The organism is Mycolicibacterium sp. 624, assembly GCF_040548615.1.
Lineage (GTDB): Bacteria > Actinomycetota > Actinomycetes > Mycobacteriales > Mycobacteriaceae > Mycobacterium.
Map to the genome: position 1 here is coordinate 241,983 of NZ_JBEPRZ010000009.1, position 18,764 is coordinate 260,746.

General features: G+C 66.1%; 16 protein-coding genes and 3 tRNA genes. 6 read left to right on the plus strand and 13 right to left on the minus strand.

Features of this window, described 5'->3' with window-relative positions:
* Positions 1 to 22: 22 nt before the first annotated feature.
* Positions 23 to 2,347, plus strand: coding sequence for an FdhF/YdeP family oxidoreductase (locus ABIA65_RS29620; protein ID WP_354525783.1), 2,325 nt, complete (start codon positions 23 to 25; stop codon positions 2,345 to 2,347).
* On the plus strand, positions 2,340 to 3,170 hold the full coding sequence (fdhD, locus tag ABIA65_RS29625; protein WP_241404352.1) for a formate dehydrogenase accessory sulfurtransferase FdhD: 831 nt from the start codon (positions 2,340 to 2,342) through the stop codon (positions 3,168 to 3,170). Before ABIA65_RS29620 ends, fdhD begins: the two co-directional genes overlap by 8 nt.
* Here fdhD and ABIA65_RS29630 read toward each other — a convergent pair.
* A complete protein-coding gene (locus ABIA65_RS29630; protein ID WP_354525784.1) occupies positions 3,154 to 4,386 on the minus strand; it encodes an ankyrin repeat domain-containing protein in 1,233 nt (410 codons plus the stop codon). The two genes, fdhD and ABIA65_RS29630, sit on opposite strands and share 17 nt — an antisense overlap.
* A 147-nt stretch (positions 4,387 to 4,533) precedes the next feature.
* Positions 4,534 to 6,024 (minus strand): FAD-dependent oxidoreductase, encoded by a 1,491-nt coding sequence (locus ABIA65_RS29635; protein WP_354525785.1) that lies wholly within the window; start codon positions 6,022 to 6,024, stop codon positions 4,534 to 4,536.
* A gap of 57 nt (positions 6,025 to 6,081) precedes the next feature.
* Here ABIA65_RS29635 and ABIA65_RS29640 point away from each other — a divergent pair, with 57 nt between their 5' ends.
* Positions 6,082 to 6,711 carry a TetR/AcrR family transcriptional regulator C-terminal domain-containing protein gene (locus ABIA65_RS29640; protein ID WP_354525786.1) on the plus strand — a complete coding sequence of 210 codons (630 nt, stop codon included), beginning with the start codon at positions 6,082 to 6,084 and terminating at the stop codon, positions 6,709 to 6,711.
* Between the two features lie 51 nt (positions 6,712 to 6,762).
* Here the strand turns inward: ABIA65_RS29640 and clpX are convergent, their stop codons facing one another.
* The 5 genes from clpX to ABIA65_RS29665 form a co-directional block, all read right to left on the minus strand.
* The gene (gene clpX / locus ABIA65_RS29645) at positions 6,763 to 8,043 is read right to left on the minus strand and encodes an ATP-dependent Clp protease ATP-binding subunit ClpX (protein ID WP_241404348.1); all 1,281 of its coding nucleotides are present in this window, start codon (positions 8,041 to 8,043) and stop codon (positions 6,763 to 6,765) included.
* A 292-nt stretch (positions 8,044 to 8,335) separates the two neighbouring features.
* A complete protein-coding gene (locus ABIA65_RS29650) occupies positions 8,336 to 8,983 on the minus strand; it encodes an ATP-dependent Clp protease proteolytic subunit (RefSeq protein ID WP_241404347.1) in 648 nt (215 codons plus the stop codon).
* Positions 8,980 to 9,564: an ATP-dependent Clp protease proteolytic subunit gene (locus tag ABIA65_RS29655; RefSeq protein WP_241405574.1), complete on the minus strand. Its 585-nt coding sequence runs from the start codon at positions 9,562 to 9,564 to the stop codon at positions 8,980 to 8,982. The genes ABIA65_RS29650 and ABIA65_RS29655 overlap by 4 nt, the downstream gene beginning before the upstream one ends.
* A gap of 119 nt (positions 9,565 to 9,683) precedes the next feature.
* Positions 9,684 to 11,126, minus strand: coding sequence for a trigger factor (gene tig / locus ABIA65_RS29660; RefSeq protein WP_354525787.1), 1,443 nt, complete (start codon positions 11,124 to 11,126; stop codon positions 9,684 to 9,686).
* 39 nt (positions 11,127 to 11,165) lie between these two features.
* Positions 11,166 to 11,239, minus strand: a tRNA-Pro gene (locus tag ABIA65_RS29665).
* Positions 11,240 to 11,335: 96 nt separating this feature from the next.
* Here ABIA65_RS29665 and ABIA65_RS29670 point away from each other — a divergent pair.
* Both ABIA65_RS29670 and ABIA65_RS29675 read left to right on the plus strand, forming a co-directional pair.
* A tRNA-Gly gene (locus ABIA65_RS29670) sits at positions 11,336 to 11,409 on the plus strand.
* A 255-nt stretch (positions 11,410 to 11,664) separates the two neighbouring features.
* Positions 11,665 to 12,840, plus strand: a complete 1,176-nt coding sequence (locus ABIA65_RS29675) for a TIR domain-containing protein (RefSeq protein ID WP_354525788.1) — start codon at positions 11,665 to 11,667, stop codon at positions 12,838 to 12,840.
* On the opposite strand, the gene ABIA65_RS29680 is transcribed toward ABIA65_RS29675, so the two are convergent.
* The 6 genes from ABIA65_RS29680 to ABIA65_RS29705 form a co-directional block, all read right to left on the minus strand.
* A complete protein-coding gene (locus ABIA65_RS29680) occupies positions 12,837 to 13,022 on the minus strand; it encodes a hypothetical protein (RefSeq protein ID WP_354525789.1) in 186 nt (61 codons plus the stop codon). The genes ABIA65_RS29675 and ABIA65_RS29680 overlap by 4 nt on opposite strands.
* Before the next feature lie 436 nt (positions 13,023 to 13,458).
* Positions 13,459 to 14,103 carry a DUF8548 family protein gene (locus ABIA65_RS29685; RefSeq protein WP_502919634.1) on the minus strand — a complete coding sequence of 215 codons (645 nt, stop codon included), beginning with the start codon at positions 14,101 to 14,103 and terminating at the stop codon, positions 13,459 to 13,461.
* Positions 14,104 to 14,267: 164 nt separating this feature from the next.
* Positions 14,268 to 14,337: transfer RNA gene (locus tag ABIA65_RS29690), tRNA-Glu, on the minus strand.
* Between the two features lie 68 nt (positions 14,338 to 14,405).
* Entirely contained in the window at positions 14,406 to 14,702 is a 297-nt protein-coding gene (locus tag ABIA65_RS29695; RefSeq protein WP_354525791.1) for a hypothetical protein, read from the minus strand.
* Between the two features lie 372 nt (positions 14,703 to 15,074).
* On the minus strand, positions 15,075 to 17,276 hold the full coding sequence (gene katG / locus ABIA65_RS29700) for a catalase/peroxidase HPI (protein WP_354525792.1): 2,202 nt from the start codon (positions 17,274 to 17,276) through the stop codon (positions 15,075 to 15,077).
* Between the two features lie 34 nt (positions 17,277 to 17,310).
* On the minus strand, positions 17,311 to 17,715 hold the full coding sequence (locus tag ABIA65_RS29705; RefSeq protein WP_371747093.1) for a Fur family transcriptional regulator: 405 nt from the start codon (positions 17,713 to 17,715) through the stop codon (positions 17,311 to 17,313).
* A gap of 216 nt (positions 17,716 to 17,931) precedes the next feature.
* On the opposite strand from ABIA65_RS29705, the gene ABIA65_RS29710 reads away from it, so the two are divergent.
* Positions 17,932 to 18,762, plus strand: a complete 831-nt coding sequence (locus tag ABIA65_RS29710; protein WP_354525793.1) for a DUF1542 domain-containing protein — start codon at positions 17,932 to 17,934, stop codon at positions 18,760 to 18,762.
* Positions 18,763 to 18,764 lie beyond the last annotated feature (2 nt).

Genomic DNA, 18,764 nt, shown 5'->3' on the forward strand with positions numbered 1-18,764 from the left:
ACGTCCCGCCTAAGCTGGAGACATGGGAACCCGGCGCCACCCCGACCTTGACATCGACGCGACCATCGACGAGCGAGAGATCATCGTCACAGGCGCCGAGGACGAGGCCGCAGGGGTTACCGCCGTGGCGGTGTCGCTGCGGCGCGGGCTCGAGCAGATGGGTCCGGTGCGGACCGCGGTGGCCCTGTCCAAGCTGAACCAACGCCACGGATTCGACTGCCCGGGGTGCGCCTGGCCCGAGGAGCACGGCGGCCGCAAGCTCGCCGAGTTCTGCGAGAACGGCGCCAAGGCCGTGGCCGAGGAGGCCACCAAGCGACGGGTCACACCCGAGTTCTTCGCCCGCCACTCGGTCCACGATCTGGCCGGCCAGCCGGAGTACTGGTTGTCGCAGCAGGGCCGGCTCACCGAGCCCGTCGTGCTGCGACCTGGGGACACGCACTACCGCCCCATCGGCTGGGATGAGGCATACGGACTGATCGCCGATGAGCTGCGCGGACTCGACAGCCCCGACGAGGCCCTGTTCTACACCTCCGGGCGCACCAGCAATGAGGCCGCGTTCCTCTACCAGTTGTTGGTGCGCAGTTTCGGCACCAACAACCTGCCGGACTGCTCCAACATGTGCCACGAGTCCTCGGGCACGGCGCTTGTCGACGCCATCGGCATCGGCAAGGGATCCGTCACGGTGGAGGACGTCGCGAACGCGGACTGCATCCTCATCGCCGGGCAGAACCCGGGCACCAACCATCCCCGGATGCTGTCCATCCTGGAGAAGGCGAAGGCCAACGGCGCCAAGATCATCGCCGTCAACCCGCTGCCCGAGGCGGGCCTCATGCGGTTCAAGGACCCGCAGAAGGTGCACGGCGTGGTGGGGCACGGCGTCCCGATCGCCGACGAGTTCGTGCAGATCCGGCTCGGCGGCGACATGGCACTCTTCGCGGGCCTTGGCCGGCTGCTACTGGAGGCCGACGACGCGGCTCCGGGCTCAGTCCTGGACCGCGACTTCATCGAGCGGCACTGCGCGGGCTTCGACGAGTACGAAACCCGCACCCGCGAAGTCGATCTGGACACGGTGACCCAGGCCAGCGGAATCGGTCGTGAACAGCTGCAGCGGGTCGCGGGCATGCTCGCCGCGTCGGAACGGACCGTCTTCTGCTGGGCGATGGGACTGACCCAGCAGCGGCACGCGGTGGCCACCATCGGCGAGGCCACCAACCTGCTGCTGATGCGCGGCATGATCGGCAAGCCCGGCGCCGGGGTGTGCCCGGTTCGCGGGCACTCCAACGTTCAGGGCGACCGCACGATGGGCATCTGGGAGAAGATGCCCGAGCAGTTCCTCGCCGCGCTGGATTCTCGCTTCGGCATCGAGAGCCCGCGCAAGCACGGGTACGACACCGTCGACGCCATCCGGGCCATGCGCGACGGCCGGGCCAAGGTGTTCATCGGGATGGGCGGCAACTTCTCATCGGCCACCCCCGACACCGAGGTCACCGAGGCGGCACTGCGCACGTGTGCGCTGACGGTTCAGGTGTCCACCAAGCTCAACCGCAGCCACGTCGTGCACGGCCGAACCGCGCTCATCCTGCCCACCCTGGGCCGCACCGACAAGGACTTCCAGGCGGGCGGCAAACAGCTTGTCTCGGTGGAGGATTCGATGTCGATGGTGCACCTGTCGCGCGGCAGCCTGACACCGCCCAGCGAGCACCTGCGCAGCGAGGTGGCCATCGTGTGCCAACTGGCGCGTGCGGTGCTGGGCGCGGATCATCCGGTGCCGTGGGAGGAGCTGGTCGACGATTACGATCGCATCCGCGACGCCATCGCCGACGTGGTGCCCGGTTGCACCGACTACAACGCCCGGGTTCGCGCACCCGACGGCTTCCAGTTGCCGCATCCACCGCGCGACTCCCGCGAATTCCCCACCACCACCGGCAAGGCCAACTTCACGAACGAGCCGCTGCAGTGGGTGCCGGTGCCGGAGGGGCGTCTGGTACTTCAGACGCTGCGCAGCCACGACCAGTACAACACCACGATCTACGGCCTCGACGACCGCTACCGCGGCGTGAAGGGTGGCCGCCGCGTGGTGTTCGTCAACCCCACCGACATCGCCAGCCTCGGCCTGGCCGAGGGCGCCCGCGTGGATCTGATCTCCGAGTACCGCAACGCCGCAGGCGATCTCGAGGAGCGCCGCGCGAAGGACTTCCTCGTCGTGCCGTACTCCACGCCCGTCGGCAACGCCGCCGCCTACTACCCCGAGACCAACCCCCTGGTTCCACTGGACCACACCGCACTCAAGTCCAATACGCCGGTGTCCAAGGCCGTCGTGATCCGACTGGAGCCTGCGCATGGGTAGGGTCACCGCGCGGCGGCGAGTCAGTCACCTCAACGGGGATCAGGTGACCACCCGGCCCGAGACGCTGGCTGTCGAGGAGCCCCTGGAGCTGCGGCTCAACGGTTCCGCCATCACCGTTACGATGCGCACCCCCGGCTCGGACATCGAACTGGCACAGGGTTTCCTGCTCACCGAGGGCGTCATCGAGCATCGCGATGACATCGCCCGTGTCGAGTACTGCCGCGGGACGGGAGAGGACGGCACCAACACCTACAACGTGCTGGACGTGCGACTCGCTCCGGACGTTGCGCTGCCCGACCTGGATGTGACCCGCAACTTCTACACCACGTCGTCGTGCGGCGTGTGCGGCAAGGGGTCCATTGACGCCGTGCGCACCATCAGCAGGCACTCCCCCGGTGATGACCCGACAGTCGTCTCCGCCGAAACCCTCTCCGCCATGCCCGACCAACTCCGCGCGGCGCAGAAGGTCTTCGCGAGCACCGGCGGACTGCACGGCGCCGCGCTGTTCGATGCGGACGGCACGCTGCTGGTGGTCCGGGAGGACATCGGCCGCCACAACGCCGTCGACAAGACCATCGGCTGGGCGGTCGAGAACGAACGCATCCCGCTCACCGGCACCGTGCTGCTCGTCAGTGGGCGGGCGTCATTCGAGCTGACGCAGAAGGCCGTCATGGCGGGCATTCCGGTGCTCGCCGCCGTCTCCGCACCGTCGTCGTTGGCCGTCGACCTCGCCAGTCAGGCCGGCCTCACCCTGGTGGCCTTCCTGCGCGGCGCGTCGATGAACGTCTACACCCGGCCCGACCGGATCAAGCACCCGGGCTGAGCGGCCGCAGCAGGTCAGCGGCCTCGGTCTGGTAGGCGTGCTCGGCCCACCCCAGCGGGGTCGTTCCGAATCGGGTGTCAGTCGCCGTCGGATCGGCCCCGGCCGCCAGTAGCCGCTCGATCAGGTCGAGGTCACCGTCCCAAGCGGCATGGTGCAGGGGTGTCGCACCGTCATCGTCACGGGTGTTCGGGTCATCTGGAAGCGCGGGCACCATGACATCGACATCCGAGACGTCGACACCGTGTCGGGCCAGCAGATCCAGGCGGTCGGTGAATCCGTGCTCGGCAGCCCAGCTGATCTGGCGCTGCCACATCTGCGCCCGCGTCTCCATCGCCTCACCGAGCAGACGCTCCCATGGGCTCGGCGCCGCGTCGGCCAGCCCGTGCGCGAACAGCAGTTCCAGGTGCGCGTTGTCGGGTCGGAACATCCTGTTGTAGAGGGTCTGCTGGTCTACCGGGTGCGCTCCCCGCTGCAGCAGCAGCGTGGCCAGTGCGGACGCGAACGGGTGCCGCGGCTGTCTGCGAGGACCCTGCTCGCCCTCGCCGAACACGCCGGTCAGCACCGTGAACGGCGTCGACATTCCGCACCACAGGTAGCCCGCGTTCGGGTCGGCCCCGGCATCGAGCAAAAGCCTTGCAGCAGCGAGCACTTTGGCCTCGCCACGGTCGATCGGGGCGCGTGAGTAGCAGAGATACATCAGCGGCACCCAGCCGAAGGGCCCACCGCGGGCAGTCGCCAGCGCGGGTCTGACGGCGAGGTGGCGGCCCATGGCGACCGGGTCCGCCGCGGACGCGGCCGCCCACACGTGCCGCTCGACCAACCCCGGGTCAGCCTTGAGCAGTTTCGCCGCGGCCCGGCGCCGCGATGGGGCGTCGGCGTCGTCGTAGCGCAACGAGGCCAGCGCGCAGAATCGGTCCGCGGGGTCGAGGGCGTCCTCGTCGACTCCGCTCGGGTCGACGCTGATGTCTCCGGCGAGTGCCAGGTAGTGCACCAGGGCGGGCCATCCGGAGAATCCGTAGCGTCGGGCAACGGTCAGTTGCGCATTGTGCAGGGCGAACCGAACGGGGGCGTCACCGAGTGCGATATCGGGCCGCGGATGGTATCGCCGGACGAGGTCCAGCGCCTGGGGATCGGACGCGGTGACCCCTCGCTGCAGTCTGCGTGCGGAATCACGCAGCCGATCCAGGGAGGGATTATTGGGCAGGGTGCTGGCCATGACGGCCTCCTCTCGAGAGCCCGCGTCCGCGAAGTCGGGCCGAGAAGAGGTCGGTCACAACGTGATACAGCTGCAGGGAGGCTGAGCCCCTTCGAGCGGACGTCGGGCGGTCCTGCGCGCCCACCCCGACACTAGCAAACGGATCACCTACAGCTGACCGGCTGCGCCGATTCGTGCGGCCGCCCGCCGGAGTCCGTCGGTCGATCCGTCCCGGGAAACCCAGGCCACATGGCCGTCGGGCCGGATCAACAGCGCGGCCGGCAGCGGGACCCAACCGATCACCGGCAGCCGCCACCGACGCACCACGCTGTCGGCCGCCACCCGCACGACGTGGTCGCTCAGGTTCGCCTCGGCCTCGTCGTCCATCTGCATGTCGAAGGTCAGTAGCACCGGTCGTGCCGGATACAGCAGCTCATAGACGCGCCGCGGCCGAGTACCGACCATGATGTCACCGTCTGGGACCCGTCGACCCACCAAGGGGTGATCACCCTCCTGGTAGCAGACGTCGAGGCCTGAGATCTCGGCGCCCACTTGCTCATTGGCGGCGTCAACACTCAACAGTCGTTCGAACGTCTGCCGCATCGCAGTGACGTTCTCCCCCTCGTCGAGCAGGGCGGTCTGCGCCCGGGTGTTGGTCAGCACCCGAGCGGCGACTGGATGACGCTCGGCGTGGTAGCTGTCGAGCAATGCCTCGTCGGCCACGCCTCGCAGCACCGCGGCCAGCTTCCACCCCAGGTTCACCGCATCCTGCATCCCGATGTTCATGCCCTGACCACCGAGCGGCGGATGGATGTGTGCGGCGTCGCCGGCCAGCAGGACTCGGCCGTCGCGATAGCGGGTCGCCTGCCGGGAGGCATCGGCGAATCGGGACAACCAGCGAGGCGTGTGGATGCCGTAGTCGGTCCCCGCGACACTCTGCAGCACCCCGCGTAACCCGTCGATGGTCACCTCCCCCGAATCGGCACCCGGTGAACGGTATTCGGTGACCATGACACGCGCCCATGTGTCACCGGAGAGTGCACCGAACGGCAGCACGGTCACGGTGCCGGCGTCCCGCCGCTGCAGAAAGGTGCGCTCGGCAGGCGGGTGCTCCATCTCGACGTCACCTAGCAGCGTGACGAACTGGGCATCAGCGCCGTCGAATTCGATACCGATCAATCTCCGTACCGCACTGCGTCCGCCGTCACAGCCCACTACGTACCGGGATTGATGCAATGCGGGCCCCGCCACACCGTCGGTCGTCACCGTGACACCGGTGTCGCCCTGCTCGATGCCCGTCAGCTCCGTGGACCACTGCACCCCCACACCCAGCCGGGTGGCGAAGTCCTCCAACACGCGTTCGGTGTCGGCCTGCATGATGGCCAACGTGTAGGGACGCCGTGTCGGCAGCAGAGCCGTGTCCAGCGCAATCCCCGAGAAGTGCCCGGCCGCCATCGGTCGTCCCGCTGCCGCGAAGGCTTCAAGCATCCCGCGCTGATCGAGGATCTCCATGGTGCGGGCATTCATCCCCGCCGCCCGCGAGGCATCCGAGCGCTCCGGCGACCGGTCGATCAGCTGCACCGTCACGCCTGCCAATGCCAGCTCACACGCCAGCATCAACCCGGTTGGACCTGCACCGACCACGATGACATCACTCATTTCGCACCCCTCTCTAACGTCGTTAGAGACGACTCTAACAGTGTTAGGGTGAGTGGTGTGTCGCCCAAGTTGACCCGTGACGTCATCGCCCGGACGGGCCTGGACCTGCTCGCCGACCACGGTCTCGACGGTCTCTCCATGCGGACCCTGGCCTCCGCGCTCGGCGTGCAGGCTCCCACCCTCTACTGGCATGTGAGGAACAAGCGCGAGCTGCTCGACGCCATGGCCGACGTCATCGCGGCCGAGGCCTGCCAACGACTGCGACCACTCGGCGATGGCGACTCCGTGGCGCATTGGCTCGCCGATGTCGCGCGGACGCTACGGTCGGCGCTGCTGCAATACCGCGACGGCGCACGTGTGTTCGTCGGCTCAGCGACCCCGTCCGCCCGGCCCGCCAACGAGATGGTGCTGACTGGTCTGCAGTCCGCCGGATTCGATCTCGACGCGGCCGCGCAGACGGTCCTGGTCTTGCTGCACTATGTCACCGGCAGCGCCATCGAGGAGCAGGCCAGGTCGGGCGTCGACTACGAGGACAACCCGTACGCCAATGCCGAACTGCTTGACGCCGAGCGGTTTCCGCTCACCGCTCGGGTTCGCCTCGTCCTGTTCAACCCCGATGCGGACGCATCATTCGAAGTCGGGCTGACGACGGTGCTCGCCGGTATCACGGCAACACTCAGCCCGTAGCGCACAACAGAAAAAGCCCCCGCCGTGGCGGAGGCTATTCTGCGATCAAACTCAGGCGCTCTTGTCGCGGCGCTCGCTGCGCTGCGGCTTGCGCGGCACGATGGTCGGAAGCACGTTGTCTTCGACGGTCTCCTTGGTGACGACCACCTTGGCGACGTCGTCGCGGCTGGGGATGTCATACATCACCGGCAGCAGGACCTCTTCCATGATGGCGCGCAGACCGCGGGCACCGGTGCCACGGTGGATCGCCTGGTCCGCGATGGACTCGAGCGCCTCGTCGGTGAACTCCAGTTCCACACCGTCCATGTCGAACAGGCGGGTGTACTGCTTCACCAGTGCGTTCTTGGGCTGCGACAGGATCGTGACCAACGATTCCTTGTCGAGGTTGGTCACCGAGGCGACGATCGGCAGGCGACCGATGAACTCGGGGATCAGACCGAACTTGATCAGATCCTCGGGCATGACCTCGGCGAAGTGGTCCTGCGTGTCAATCTCGGCCTTGGACCGCACCTCGGCGCCGAAGCCAAGGCCGCGCTTGCCGACCCGATCGGACACGATCTTCTCCAGGCCGGCGAACGCACCCGCCACGATGAACAACACATTCGTCGTGTCGATCTGGATGAACTCCTGATGCGGATGCTTGCGCCCGCCCTGCGGCGGCACCGACGCCTGCGTGCCCTCGAGGATCTTCAGCAGCGCCTGCTGCACACCCTCACCGGACACGTCGCGGGTGATCGACGGGTTCTCGCTCTTGCGGGCGATCTTGTCGACCTCGTCGATGTAGATGATGCCGGTCTCGGCGCGCTTGACGTCGTAGTCGGCAGCCTGGATCAGCTTGAGCAGAATGTTCTCGACGTCCTCACCGACATAGCCGGCCTCGGTGAGCGCGGTGGCGTCGGCGATGGCGAACGGGACATTGAGCATCTTGGCGAGCGTCTGCGCCAGGTAGGTCTTACCGCAACCGGTCGGACCGAGCATCAGGATGTTGGACTTCGACAGCTCGACGGGCTCGGCCCGCGAGTCACGCGACTTCTCCTGCGCCTGAATGCGCTTGTAGTGGTTGTAGACCGCGACGGCCAGCGTGCGCTTCGCGGTGTCCTGTCCGATGACGTAACCCTCGAGGAACTCGCGGATCTCGGCGGGCTTGGGCAGCTCGTCGAGCTTGACGTCATCGGCGTCAGCGAGTTCTTCCTCGATGATCTCGTTACACAGGTCAATGCACTCATCGCAGATGTAGACGCCGGGCCCGGCGATGAGCTTCTTGACCTGCTTCTGACTCTTGCCACAGAACGAGCACTTCAGCAGGTCGCCGCCATCTCCAATGCGTGCCATTGTCCTGCTGGCCTACTTTCTGCGATCGCCGTCGACATCTGTCATCCGGAGGGACACCTCGGGTGTAACCCGACGCTACCCGTATGTTCCGTCGCCATCGACCGATAAAGCCGAATCGCGTCGGTGATATTCACCTGCGTAGGAGGAGAACATATCCCGTGTCGTCCCCCACGGCCCGCCGGACGCGCCACCGTGTCGCTGGCGTGTCGCCGCCGTTATCCGGCGGAGAGTTTCGGGCACGAGAGGGACACTTCGACCGTACCGGCGCTGGCGCATTCGCGCCGTTCGGACGTCAGGCGTTCTGCGCGGACAGCTTGCGGTACTCGAGGACGGTGTCGATGATCCCGTACTCCTTGGCCTGTGCGGCCGTCAGGATCTTGTCGCGATCGGTGTCCCGACGCACCGTCTCGGCGTCCTTGCCGGTGTGACGGGCCAACGTGGTCTCCATCAGCGTGCGCATCCGCTCGATCTCAGCGGCCTGGATCTCGAGGTCGGAGAACTGCCCCTGGATGACACCGCCCAGCGACGGCTGGTGGATCAGGATGCGGGCGTTGGGCAGCGCGAGGCGCTTACCCGGCGTTCCAGCCGCCAGCAGCACGGCCGCAGCCGATGCGGCCTGCCCCAGGCACACGGTCTGGATGTCGGCACGCACGTACTGCATGGTGTCGTAGATCGCCATCAGGGACGTGAACGAGCCACCGGGCGAGTTGATGTACATGGTGATGTCGCGGTCGGGATCGAGCGACTCCAGCACCAGCAGCTGCGCCATGATGTCGTTGGCCGACGCGTCGTCGACCTGGACGCCGAGGAAGATGATGCGTTCCTCGAACAGCTTGTTGTACGGGTTGGACTCCTTGACGCCGAAGCTGCTGTGCTCGATGAACGAGGGCAGGATGTAGCGCGCCTGGGGGGCCAGTCTCGGGTCGGTGTGGTCGGTCATGGCTTCACTCCGTTGAGGTTGGCGCTGGTGATGATGTGATCGACGAAGCCGTACTCCAGCGCCTCCTGCGCCGTGAACCAGCGGTCGCGATCGGAGTCGGCCTCGATGCGCTCGATCGTCTGGCCGGTGAACTCGGCGTTGAGCCGGAACATCTCCTTCTTGATGACCGCGAACTGCTCGGCCTGGATGGCGATGTCGGCGGCGCTACCGGTGACCCCACCCAGCGGCTGGTGCATCAGGATGCGCGCGTGGGGCAGGGCGTAGCGCTTGCCCTTGGTGCCCGCGGCGAGCAGGAACTCGCCCATCGAGGCGGCCATGCCCATGCCGTAGGTGGCGACGTCACATGGTGCGAGCACCATCGTGTCGTAGATCGCCATACCGGCGCTGATCGAGCCGCCCGGCGAGTTGATGTAGAGGTGGATGTCCTTGGTGGGATCCTCCGCTGACAGCAGCAGGATCTGCGCGCACAGCCGGTTGGCGATGTCATCGTCGACCTGCGAGCCCAGGAAGATGATTCGCTCGGCGAGCAACCGCTCATAGACCGAGTCGACGAGGTTGAGCCCCGACGTGCTCGCACGCATTTCAGTCACGACTGGATACCTGCTTTCTTCGAGTATTCGTACTCGTCGTTCATGTCCACCGACACTAACCAACCCACGACGCCGTGCACTCCCTAGAACGCCGGCGTTCGCTCACAGCGTCACTTCGTGTCGTCGGCCGCCACGTCGTCGTCGGCCGCGTTCTCCTCGACGGCGACGCTGTCATCTGCGACGTCGTCTGCGTCGTCGTCATCTGCGGCGATCTCGGCTGGCTGCTCGGCGTTCGGCGGCCCGAAGAACTCCGCGGTGTCGATCTCGGTGCCCTCGGTGTCGGTGACCGTCGCACCGTGCACCACGGCGGCGATCGTCAGGCCACGGCGCACGTCGGCGAACATCGCGGGCAGCTGGTTGTTCTGCTGGAGGACCTGCAGCAGCTGCTGCGGCTCGAGCCCGTACTGACGTGACATCAGCACCAGACGCTCGGTGAGGTCGGTCTGCCCGACCTGGATGTCGAGGTGATCGGCGACGGCGTCCATCAGCAGCTGCGTCTTGACGCCCTTCTCGGAATTCGTGCGGTTGTCCGCATCGAACGCCTCGCGCGAGCTGCCTTCCTTCTCCAGCGACTCGGCGAACTTCTCCTCGTCGTGCTCCAGGCCGTGGATGGCGTTGTGCAGCGTGTCGTCCACCTGCGCCTGCACGATGGCCTCGGGCAGCGGGATCTCGGTCTGCTCGAGCAGCGCCTCGAGTGCGCGGTCCCGGATCTGCTCGGCCTGCTGGACGCGCTTGACCCGCTTCACCTGCTCGACGAGGCTCTCCTTGAGCTCGTCGATGGTGTCGAATTCGCTTGCCAGCTGCGCGAACTCATCGTCCGGCTCGGGAAGCTCGCGCTCCTTGACGGAGTTGACCTTGACCGTGACATCGGCCTCTTTGCCGGCGTGCTCGCCCGCGACGAGGGTGGTCTTGAAGACCTTGCTCTCCTCGGCCTTCAGGCCCTTGATCGCCTCGTCGAGACCCTCGATGAGCTGACCCGAGCCGACCTCGTGGGACAGCCCCTCGGTCTTGGCCTCCGGCACGTCCTCGCCGTCGACGGTGGCCGACAGGTCGATCGACACGAAGTCGCCGTCCTGGGCCGGGCGGTCAACACCGGTGAGGGTGCCGAAGCGGGCCCGCAGGTTCTGCAGCTCGGTGTCGACCTCATCGTCGGAGACCTCGATCGGGTCAACCTCGATCTTCAGCGCCGCCAGATCGGGCAGCGTGATCTCGGGGCGAACGTCGACCTCGGCGGTGAACGCCAGATCCTCGCCGTACTGCTTGTTCGTGATGTCGATCTCCGGCTGCCCGAGGGGCTTGACCTCGGAGGTGGCCACGGCCTCGCTGTAGCGGCCGGGCACTGCCTCGCCGATGACCTGCTCGAACATGGCCTGCTTGTCGACGCGCTGCTCGAGGAGTCGCACCGGCACCTTGCCCGGACGGAATCCGGGCATGCGGATCGACTTGGCCATCTCCTTGAACGCGCGATCGAAGTCGGGCGCCAACTCTGTGAAGGGCACCTCCACGTTGATGCGAACCCGGGTCGGGCTCAACTTCTCGACGGTGCTCTTCACTGCGGTGCTCCTTGCATGCTCGTTCGATGTGGGTGTCTGTCGGGGTGACAGGATTTGAACCTGCGGCCTTCCGCTCCCAAAGCGGATGCGCTACCAAGCTGCGCTACACCCCGTGTCTCGCTGCGCACGAGATACTACGGGTCCGACACGCGACGCACTCAATTGGATTTGACTACGTCGGCGCCGGTACAGTCTGCGTTGCACTGCACGCGGGCGTAGCTCAATGGTAGAGCCCTAGTCTTCCAAACTAGCTACGCGGGTTCGATTCCCGTCGCCCGCTCCAAGAGAGCCGCCCTGGTTAGGGCGGTTTTCTGCGTTCCGGACCACGGTCCGCCTGCTGACGCCGTACCCCGGAAAGGCTGCTGAGGCTCCAACCGCCTGAGGCCCGTGGGACATTTGCGACGCCCGTGATCAATGTTGCGTGTACGCCGCTCACCGTCGCCCCGCACACAGCGTGTCCTCTTGAATCGAACACACGTTCTCCTATTCTGAACGCGCTGGTTTCCGCACGACCGAAGGGAGCCTCAAACAACAGGAGATGACGATGACTGATGAAGCAACCGGCGAACCGCCGGAGGGAAACGCCACGGACGTGCCGACCCAGTACAAGTACGACATCGCGGTGTCGTTCGCGGGTGAGCAGCGTGATTTCGTGCACGATGTGGTGCGCGGACTTGGCTTGCCAAAAGACCGCGTCTTCTACGACGCGGATTACAAGGCGGCGCTCTGGGGCGAAGAGTTGACCGAGGTCTTCACAACCCTCTATCGCGATGAGGCCCGATACGTTGTCATGTTCATCTCGCGCGAGTACGCCGAGAAAGAGTGGTGCGGCGTCGAGCGCAAGGCCGCACTGCGCCGTCGCATGATGACTCAGGGCGCGTACATCCTTCCAGTGCGTCTCGACTCGACGAAGCTCGATGACGTCAAGGGGCTGTTGGGCACGATCGGAGACCTCGACGGAGTGCGCGAAGGGGTTGCTGGTGTCATCGAGGCCATCCGCGAAAAGCTCGACGCAGTGATGACGGAGCAGACCGACCCCGCTGACCCCGCCGATGACGAGCCCCGGTTCGGCGAAGTGCAGGCAACTCAGGAGGGCCTCGTTGCGCTCCTGCAAGAGCGCCCGCATTCCTGGCGGTGGGCAGCGTTCGCGTCCGTCTTGGTCCAGCGACGGGAAGCGATGTCGATGGCGATGCGCGACCACCGCCTCGGGTTTGCCCACCCCACGGGAGATCGGATCACCACCTTCGACGACTTGGCGGACTTGGCCCGAAACACCGTGCACGACGTCGAGCAGGTGGGTCAACAAATGAATGGCTTCTTGCTGACAGATGCGTTCCAATCGGTGTTCGGAACGCCCGAAGATGAGTCGGACGCGGACCCCGACGGGATCGTCCACGTCGCAACACGGCTGATGGACTTCTATGATCGCTATCTTCAACTGGCGCAACGAGTCCGCGGCGTCGCGGCGCCTAGCGACTTCATCAACGTCCTCGACACATGCGCACGCTTAGTGGACCTACCGCTCAGCGGCATGGAGGACTTCATCGAGGAGTATCTGGTGCTCGTCGAGACGATGCCCGCGCGGCTCATCGCAGCCGAAGGGCAACACATCGTTCATCCCATAGGAATTCAGATTCACATGGACAACGAATTGTTGGAGGAACTCATCAGGCAGCTGAAGGATCTGGCCGACCGCGACGACGAGGGCGACTAGCCCCGGAGGCGGATCACGTTCCCGGCGTGAGCCTCTGTTGTGGCGGCGGCCAGTCCCCCGAGCGCGCCCATCGCGGCGCTGTGGTCGTCGCCGAGCAGGTGCGCGTAGACGGTCTCGGTGGCGCTGGGCTTGGAGCGGCCCATGAAGCGGCTGATCTCGAACATCGGAATCCCAGCCGCCATTGACTCATTCTTCCTGAGGTCGGTCGGCGCCGGGGTTCGACACCGATCCGCCGCAGTGGCTATCCAGATCACCCAGTCGGCCCCGTACACAGCCCCAGCCGACACCCAGATCTTCGTCTGATGAAGGACGCGTCCCGACCCACCCCCGGCGAGAGCGAGTTGTCGCACGAAGGCCTCTACCCGCCGAAGGTTTGGACCGACTGGGACGAGCAAGGCGCGCGATACACGCGCACCGCCGACGCCCCAGACCGCACCCCGCCCAGCTGGGTGGCCGCTACCAGGGCACCACCCCGCCGATCAATCCGAACGTCCGAGGTCGCCCGGCACGTCGGTGATGCGCCCAGCGAGCCAGCCCTAACACAACCCACAGTCACCGCCAGCCCCTCGGCGCGAGAGTCCTCCTACTCCGGGCCGAGGGCTGGCGGATTCTGTCGGGTCAGCTACGGCGGGGGTTGCTCATGTACCGCCAGATCGAGTGATCAAGATCGGCCGCTGGAATCTGGAGTTCCGCGGCAGTCTTGGTCACCAACTGCGCGACCGACTTTGAGTCCAACCTGCGGCCAACAGCCTCAGTGACGAAGCGAGTGACCAACGTGTCGGCTTTCACTCCGTCGTGTCCAATCAGCATGAGGAAGTACTGCCAAGTCACTGGGCCAAGTCCGCGTGTGCCGCAGTACGCGCGCCGGTGAACCTCTGAGCCTCGGTCGATATCAGCAGAGTGCACCACGCCGACGTCGGCAAGTCGCCCAGCCGCCGAGACAATTGCCTCCGCCTTGGGCACGCCGCCTGTCTTCTGGCGATTCGCCAGCACGCCGGACAGCCACGCGGGGTCAACACCCGCCAGCGTCTTCAGATCGTTCCATTCGGCTCGACCCGTGGCGGCCTTGTATCGCTTGATGGCGCCACGCACCCCCGTCTCAGCCGTCACCCCGTACCGAGCGCGAATCGACAACACGGTGTCGATGAGCGCCAGCTCGACGTTCGAAGGCCACCCCTCAGGAAAGGAATGCATGTTGCTGATGTTCTGCCCGACGTGCTCCCGCAGTCGCGCCACATCTTGGTCGTTAGTCACTAATTGCACGCCCCGCCCGCCCGATAGTCGTTGCGAGCAGACAGTACCGACGTTGGGTGACAAGCATCATCAGTTTGTGAGTCGACTTGCGAGGACCGCCGAGACGTGGTCGGCGCAGACAGCAGAAGAGGCACGGAGCGCGGGTGTGCAGCTCGACGTGCCTCTTCCTAAGCCGCCGACGGGACTCGAACCCGCAACCTCCCCTTTGAGAAAAGGGCGCTCTATCCGTTGAGCTACGACGATGTTCCAGACACTACCCCTGGTGTCCGACAGCGCACCGCAACACAACAAATTGTGTTCGGCGTGTCACGTCAGACGGTCGCCACGTAGCCGTAGGTGGAGCCGTTCACCTGAGCGTTCCTATCGATCTTCAGTTCTCCGCCGTCGTTGCGGACGTCTCCCTGGCATGTGCCGTCGAGTCGAGCGCCTCCAGCGTCACGGACAACCAGTTTTCCTACTGTGCCGCATACGAGTGCATATCCGCCCCGGCCGATGGTGAGGGTGCCGGTGATCTTCCCGGTGAGAGTGAGGTCACCGCCATCGCACACCAGGACGTCGCCTTCGACCCTGCCGTTCTCGAGATGCGAGTGCGTGATCACTTTCGTCATGCGCCGATGGTATGAGAGCGCACTGACAGAGCGCCGGTGATTTCGTCGGGCTTGTACCTCGGTTGCACCCCCGGACACGCAGTAGCTCTACCAGCAGACACCCGACCCAACCGGCTCGGTCCGGACCGGTTCGCGCTGGTTCGGCCCGGTCCGCGTCGTGGCTGACCAGCACTCGGCCTTTGCCCAGCCGCCCAGGTAAAAGTCTTCCAAACTAGCTACGCGGGTTCGATTCCCGTCGCCCGCTCCAAGAGAGCCGCCCTGGTTAGGGCGGTTTTCTGCTTTTCGGACATGCGCTGGGCCATCCCAGCTACCCGAACGCCCAGGTCAGCCACGGGGGCCGACCTGGGCGTCGAGGTACTCAGGTTGCTGCTATCAGGCGGTCAGATCGAACCGATCGGCGTTCATCACCTTGGTCCAGGCCGCGACGAAGTCCTTGACGAACTTCTCCTTGGCGTCGTCCTCGGCGTACACCTCAGCCAGTGCCCGCAGCTGCGAGTTCGAGCCGAACAGCAGATCGACACGGCTGGCGGTGTACTTCTGCGCACCGCTGGTGCGGTCGGTGCCGACGTAGGTGCCGTCATCGGCCGGCGACGGCGCCCACTTGGTGCCCATATCGGTCAGGTTGACGAAGTAGTCGTTCGTCAGCTGTCCCTTGTTGGCAGTGAGCACGCCGAGATCCGAGCCACCGTAGTTGGCGCCCAGCACTCGCAGACCGCCGACCAGCACGGTCATCTCGGGAGCCGACAGACCCAGCAGGTTGGCCCGGTCGATGAGGCGGTACTCGGCCGGCAGGCTGTCGCCCTTGCCCGCATAGTTGCGGAAACCGTCGCTGCTGGGCTCCAGGTAGGCGAACGACTCGACGTCGGTCTGTTCCTGGGTGGCGTCGCCACGACCCGAGGTGAACGGCACCGTGACGTCGAACCCGGCATCCCTGGCCGCCTTCTCGACACCCACGACACCGCCGAGGACCACCAGGTCGGCGAAGGACACCCCGGTGTCGGACGCCTGCTGGATCTCCTCGAGCTTGCGAATCACCTGCGACAGCTCTTCGGTCTCGTTGGCCTCCCAGCCCAGCTGCGGCTGCAGCCGGATCCGTCCGCCGTTGGCACCGCCGCGCAGATCGCTGGAACGGAATGACGCCGCTGCCTTCCACGCGGTGTCCACCAGCTGCTGGGTGGTCAGGCCCGACTCTGCGATGGCCGCCTTGAGCGTCGCGACATCGGCATCGGACAGCGCCTTGCCTGCCGGAACGATGTCCTGCCACAGCCAGGTCTGCTTGGGCACCAGCGGCCCGAGGTAGCGAGCCACCGGCCCCAGATCGCGGTGCAGCAGCTTGAACCAGGCCTTGGCGTACTCGTCGGCCAGCTCCTCCGGGTGATCCAGCCAGCGGCGGGTGATCGCGCCGTAGATCGGGTCCATGCGCATCGACAGGTCGGTGGTCAGCATCGACGGGTGGGTCTTGCCGGAGCCCTGGGCCATCGGCACCGAGTTGGCCCAGCCGCCGTCCTTGGGCTTCCACTGGTTGGCGCCCTGCGGGCTCTTGGTCAGCTCCCACTCGTTGCCGTAGAGGATCTCCAGGAACGAGTTGTCCCACTTCGTGGGGGTATGGGTCCAGGTCACCTCGAGGCCGCTGCTGACGGCTTCGTTGCCGACGCCCGGGTTGCTCCAGCCCAGGCCCATCTGCTCGAGCGGTGCGGCTTCGGGCTCCACCCCGTTCTCGATGTCAGTGGCACCGTGGGTCTTGCCGAAGGTGTGGCCGCCGACGATCAGCGCGGCCGTCTCGACATCGTTCATCGCCATCCGGCCGAAGGTCTCGCGGATGTCAATGGCCGCGGCGACTGGATCCGGATTGCCCTCGGGGCCTTCGGGATTGACGTAGATCAGACCCATATGGCTTGCGCCGAGCGGGTTCTCCAGCTTGGTCCGGTCACCACCCGAACCGGCGTACCGATCCTGGGAGCCCAGCCATTCGTGTTCGGCACCCCAGTAGATGTCCTCCTCGGGCTCCCAGAAGTCGGGGCGGCCGAAGGCGAAGCCGGCGGTCTTGAAGCCCATGTGCTCCTGGGCGCGGTTACCGGCGTAGACGATCAGGTCGGACCACGAGATCTTCTTGCCGTACTTCTTCTTGAGCGGCCACAGCAGACGGCGCGCCTTGTCCAGGCTGACGTTGTCGGGCCAGCTGTTCAGCGGGGCGAAGCGCTGCATACCGCGTCCGCCGCCACCGCGCCCGTCCTCGACCCGGTAGGTGCCCGCTGCGTGCCACGACATGCGGACGAACAGCGGCCCGTAGTGACCGAAGTCCGCCGGCCACCAGTCCTGCGAATCCGTAAGCAGCGCATCGAAATCGCGCTCGAAGGCCTCGAAATCGAGAGACTTGACGGCCTCGCGGTAGTCGTAGCCCTCATCCGTCGGGTCGATCGCGGGGGGATTCTTCTGCAGGATCTTCAGATTCACCGCATTGGGCCACCAATCACGGTTGCTGCCGCCCTCGACGGGGGGCTTAATCTGCATGGGACAACCGCTTTCGGCGGGTTCTGTTTGAGCTTCGCCAATGGGTGGGTGTGTTTCGGCCATGACAAATCCTTTCCGGGGCTGGCGGGTTAAGGGGTTATCTAGTTGGAGCAGTGGAACAGTCGGGGCACACGCCCCAGTACATGACCTCGGCTTCGTCGATCGTGAAACCGTGGTCATCTGACGCGGTCAGGCAGGGTGCCCCACCGACCGCACAGTCGACATCGGCGATGGCCCCACACGTCCGGCACACGACGTGGTGGTGGTTGTCGCCGACGCGTGACTCGTAACGAGCCACGGAGCCTGACGGCTGGATACGCCGCACCAACCGCGCTGCGGTCAATGCATGCAACGAGTCGTATACAGCCTGGTGCGACACGTCGGGCAGCTCTTCTCGCACAGCACGAATGATCGAATCCGTGTCGGCATGCGGGTGCTCGTACACCGCGCCCAGTACTGCCACTCGAGGGCGGGTGACTCGCAGGTCGGACCGACGCAGCATCTGCTGGAAGTCGGTGATCGTCGCCACAAACAAAGCCTGGCCCATAATCTGGAATTAGTCAAGAATGAAATTCTCCTGAAACCCCGAGCGCTGTCAGCAACCCCGGGCGACGAGGCGACGGCATCGCGATACCGCCTCGGCGTGTTCTCCTGAGAGCGCACTCAGCTGCGCGTTCATCAACGCCTTCCTGGGCGTCTCCGTCGGTAGGCTGGGCTCATGGACGGCTTTCTGCTGGTGCTCATCCTCGTCGTACTCGGCGCAATCGCGTTCGCGGTCTACAACTCATCGAAGGCCTCCGGGCAGCGCAGTGCCGCGTCACTGGCCGACGCCAAGGCCGACGCCCGGCGCCTCATCGAGCGGCTTGGCGGCCAGGTGATCAACCTGTCCGGTACCGACGACGCGTCCAAGCAGGCGCTCGCCGACGCCTCCGAGCGCTACACCGCCGCGGGCTCGCAGATCGACCAGGCCACGACCGCGAAGCAGGCCCTGCTTGCCAAGGAGAGCGCCATGGAGGGGCTGTACTACGTGCGCGCGGCCCGGGTGGCGATGGGCATGGACCCGGGTCCCGAACTCGAGACGCTGAGCGGGCAACGCGCGGCGGGCACCGTCACCGAGGACCGCCGAGTGGACTTCGAGGGCCGCCAGATCGAGGCATCCCCGACCCCGTCACAGCGCACGCCGAACTACTACCCCGGCGGCCGAGTCGCCGGCCGACCGGTGCCCGCAGGCTGGTACTCCGAGCCGTGGTGGAAGCCCGCCCTGGTCGCGGGCGCCTGGGGCATGGGCTCGGTGCTGCTGTTCAGCACGCTGTTCTCGGGTATGGGCGGGGTCGGCTACGACGCGCAGGCCTTCGAGAACGGCTACGGCGACGGCTTCCAGGACGGTATGGACCAGGGTCAGCTCGATGGCGCCGGCCAGGACGCTGGCGGCTTCGATGACGGCGGAGGCGGCGGCGACAGCTGGGGTGGCGGGGGCGACAGCTGGGGCGGAGGCGGCGACGGCGGCGGCTGGGACTTCGGCGGGGGCGGCGACTTCGGGGGTTTCTAGCC

Coding starts and splice junctions, on each gene's coding strand:
- ABIA65_RS29620 (WP_354525783.1), top strand. CDS start 23: ATGGGAACCCGGCGCCACCCCGACCTTGACATCGACGCGACCATCGAC.
- fdhD (WP_241404352.1), top strand. CDS start 2,340: ATGGGTAGGGTCACCGCGCGGCGGCGAGTCAGTCACCTCAACGGGGAT.
- ABIA65_RS29630 (WP_354525784.1), bottom strand. CDS start 4,386: ATGGCCAGCACCCTGCCCAATAATCCCTCCCTGGATCGGCTGCGTGAT.
- ABIA65_RS29635 (WP_354525785.1), bottom strand. CDS start 6,024: ATGAGTGATGTCATCGTGGTCGGTGCAGGTCCAACCGGGTTGATGCTG.
- clpX (WP_241404348.1), bottom strand. CDS start 8,043: ATGGCACGCATTGGAGATGGCGGCGACCTGCTGAAGTGCTCGTTCTGT.
- ABIA65_RS29650 (WP_241404347.1), bottom strand. CDS start 8,983: ATGACCGACCACACCGACCCGAGACTGGCCCCCCAGGCGCGCTACATC.
- ABIA65_RS29655 (WP_241405574.1), bottom strand. CDS start 9,564: ATGCGTGCGAGCACGTCGGGGCTCAACCTCGTCGACTCGGTCTATGAG.
- ABIA65_RS29675 (WP_354525788.1), top strand. CDS start 11,665: ATGACGATGACTGATGAAGCAACCGGCGAACCGCCGGAGGGAAACGCC.
- ABIA65_RS29680 (WP_354525789.1), bottom strand. CDS start 13,022: ATGGCGGCTGGGATTCCGATGTTCGAGATCAGCCGCTTCATGGGCCGC.
- ABIA65_RS29695 (WP_354525791.1), bottom strand. CDS start 14,702: ATGACGAAAGTGATCACGCACTCGCATCTCGAGAACGGCAGGGTCGAA.
- katG (WP_354525792.1), bottom strand. CDS start 17,276: ATGGCCGAAACACACCCACCCATTGGCGAAGCTCAAACAGAACCCGCC.
- ABIA65_RS29705 (WP_371747093.1), bottom strand. CDS start 17,715: ATGCTGCGTCGGTCCGACCTGCGAGTCACCCGCCCTCGAGTGGCAGTA.
- ABIA65_RS29710 (WP_354525793.1), top strand. CDS start 17,932: ATGGACGGCTTTCTGCTGGTGCTCATCCTCGTCGTACTCGGCGCAATC.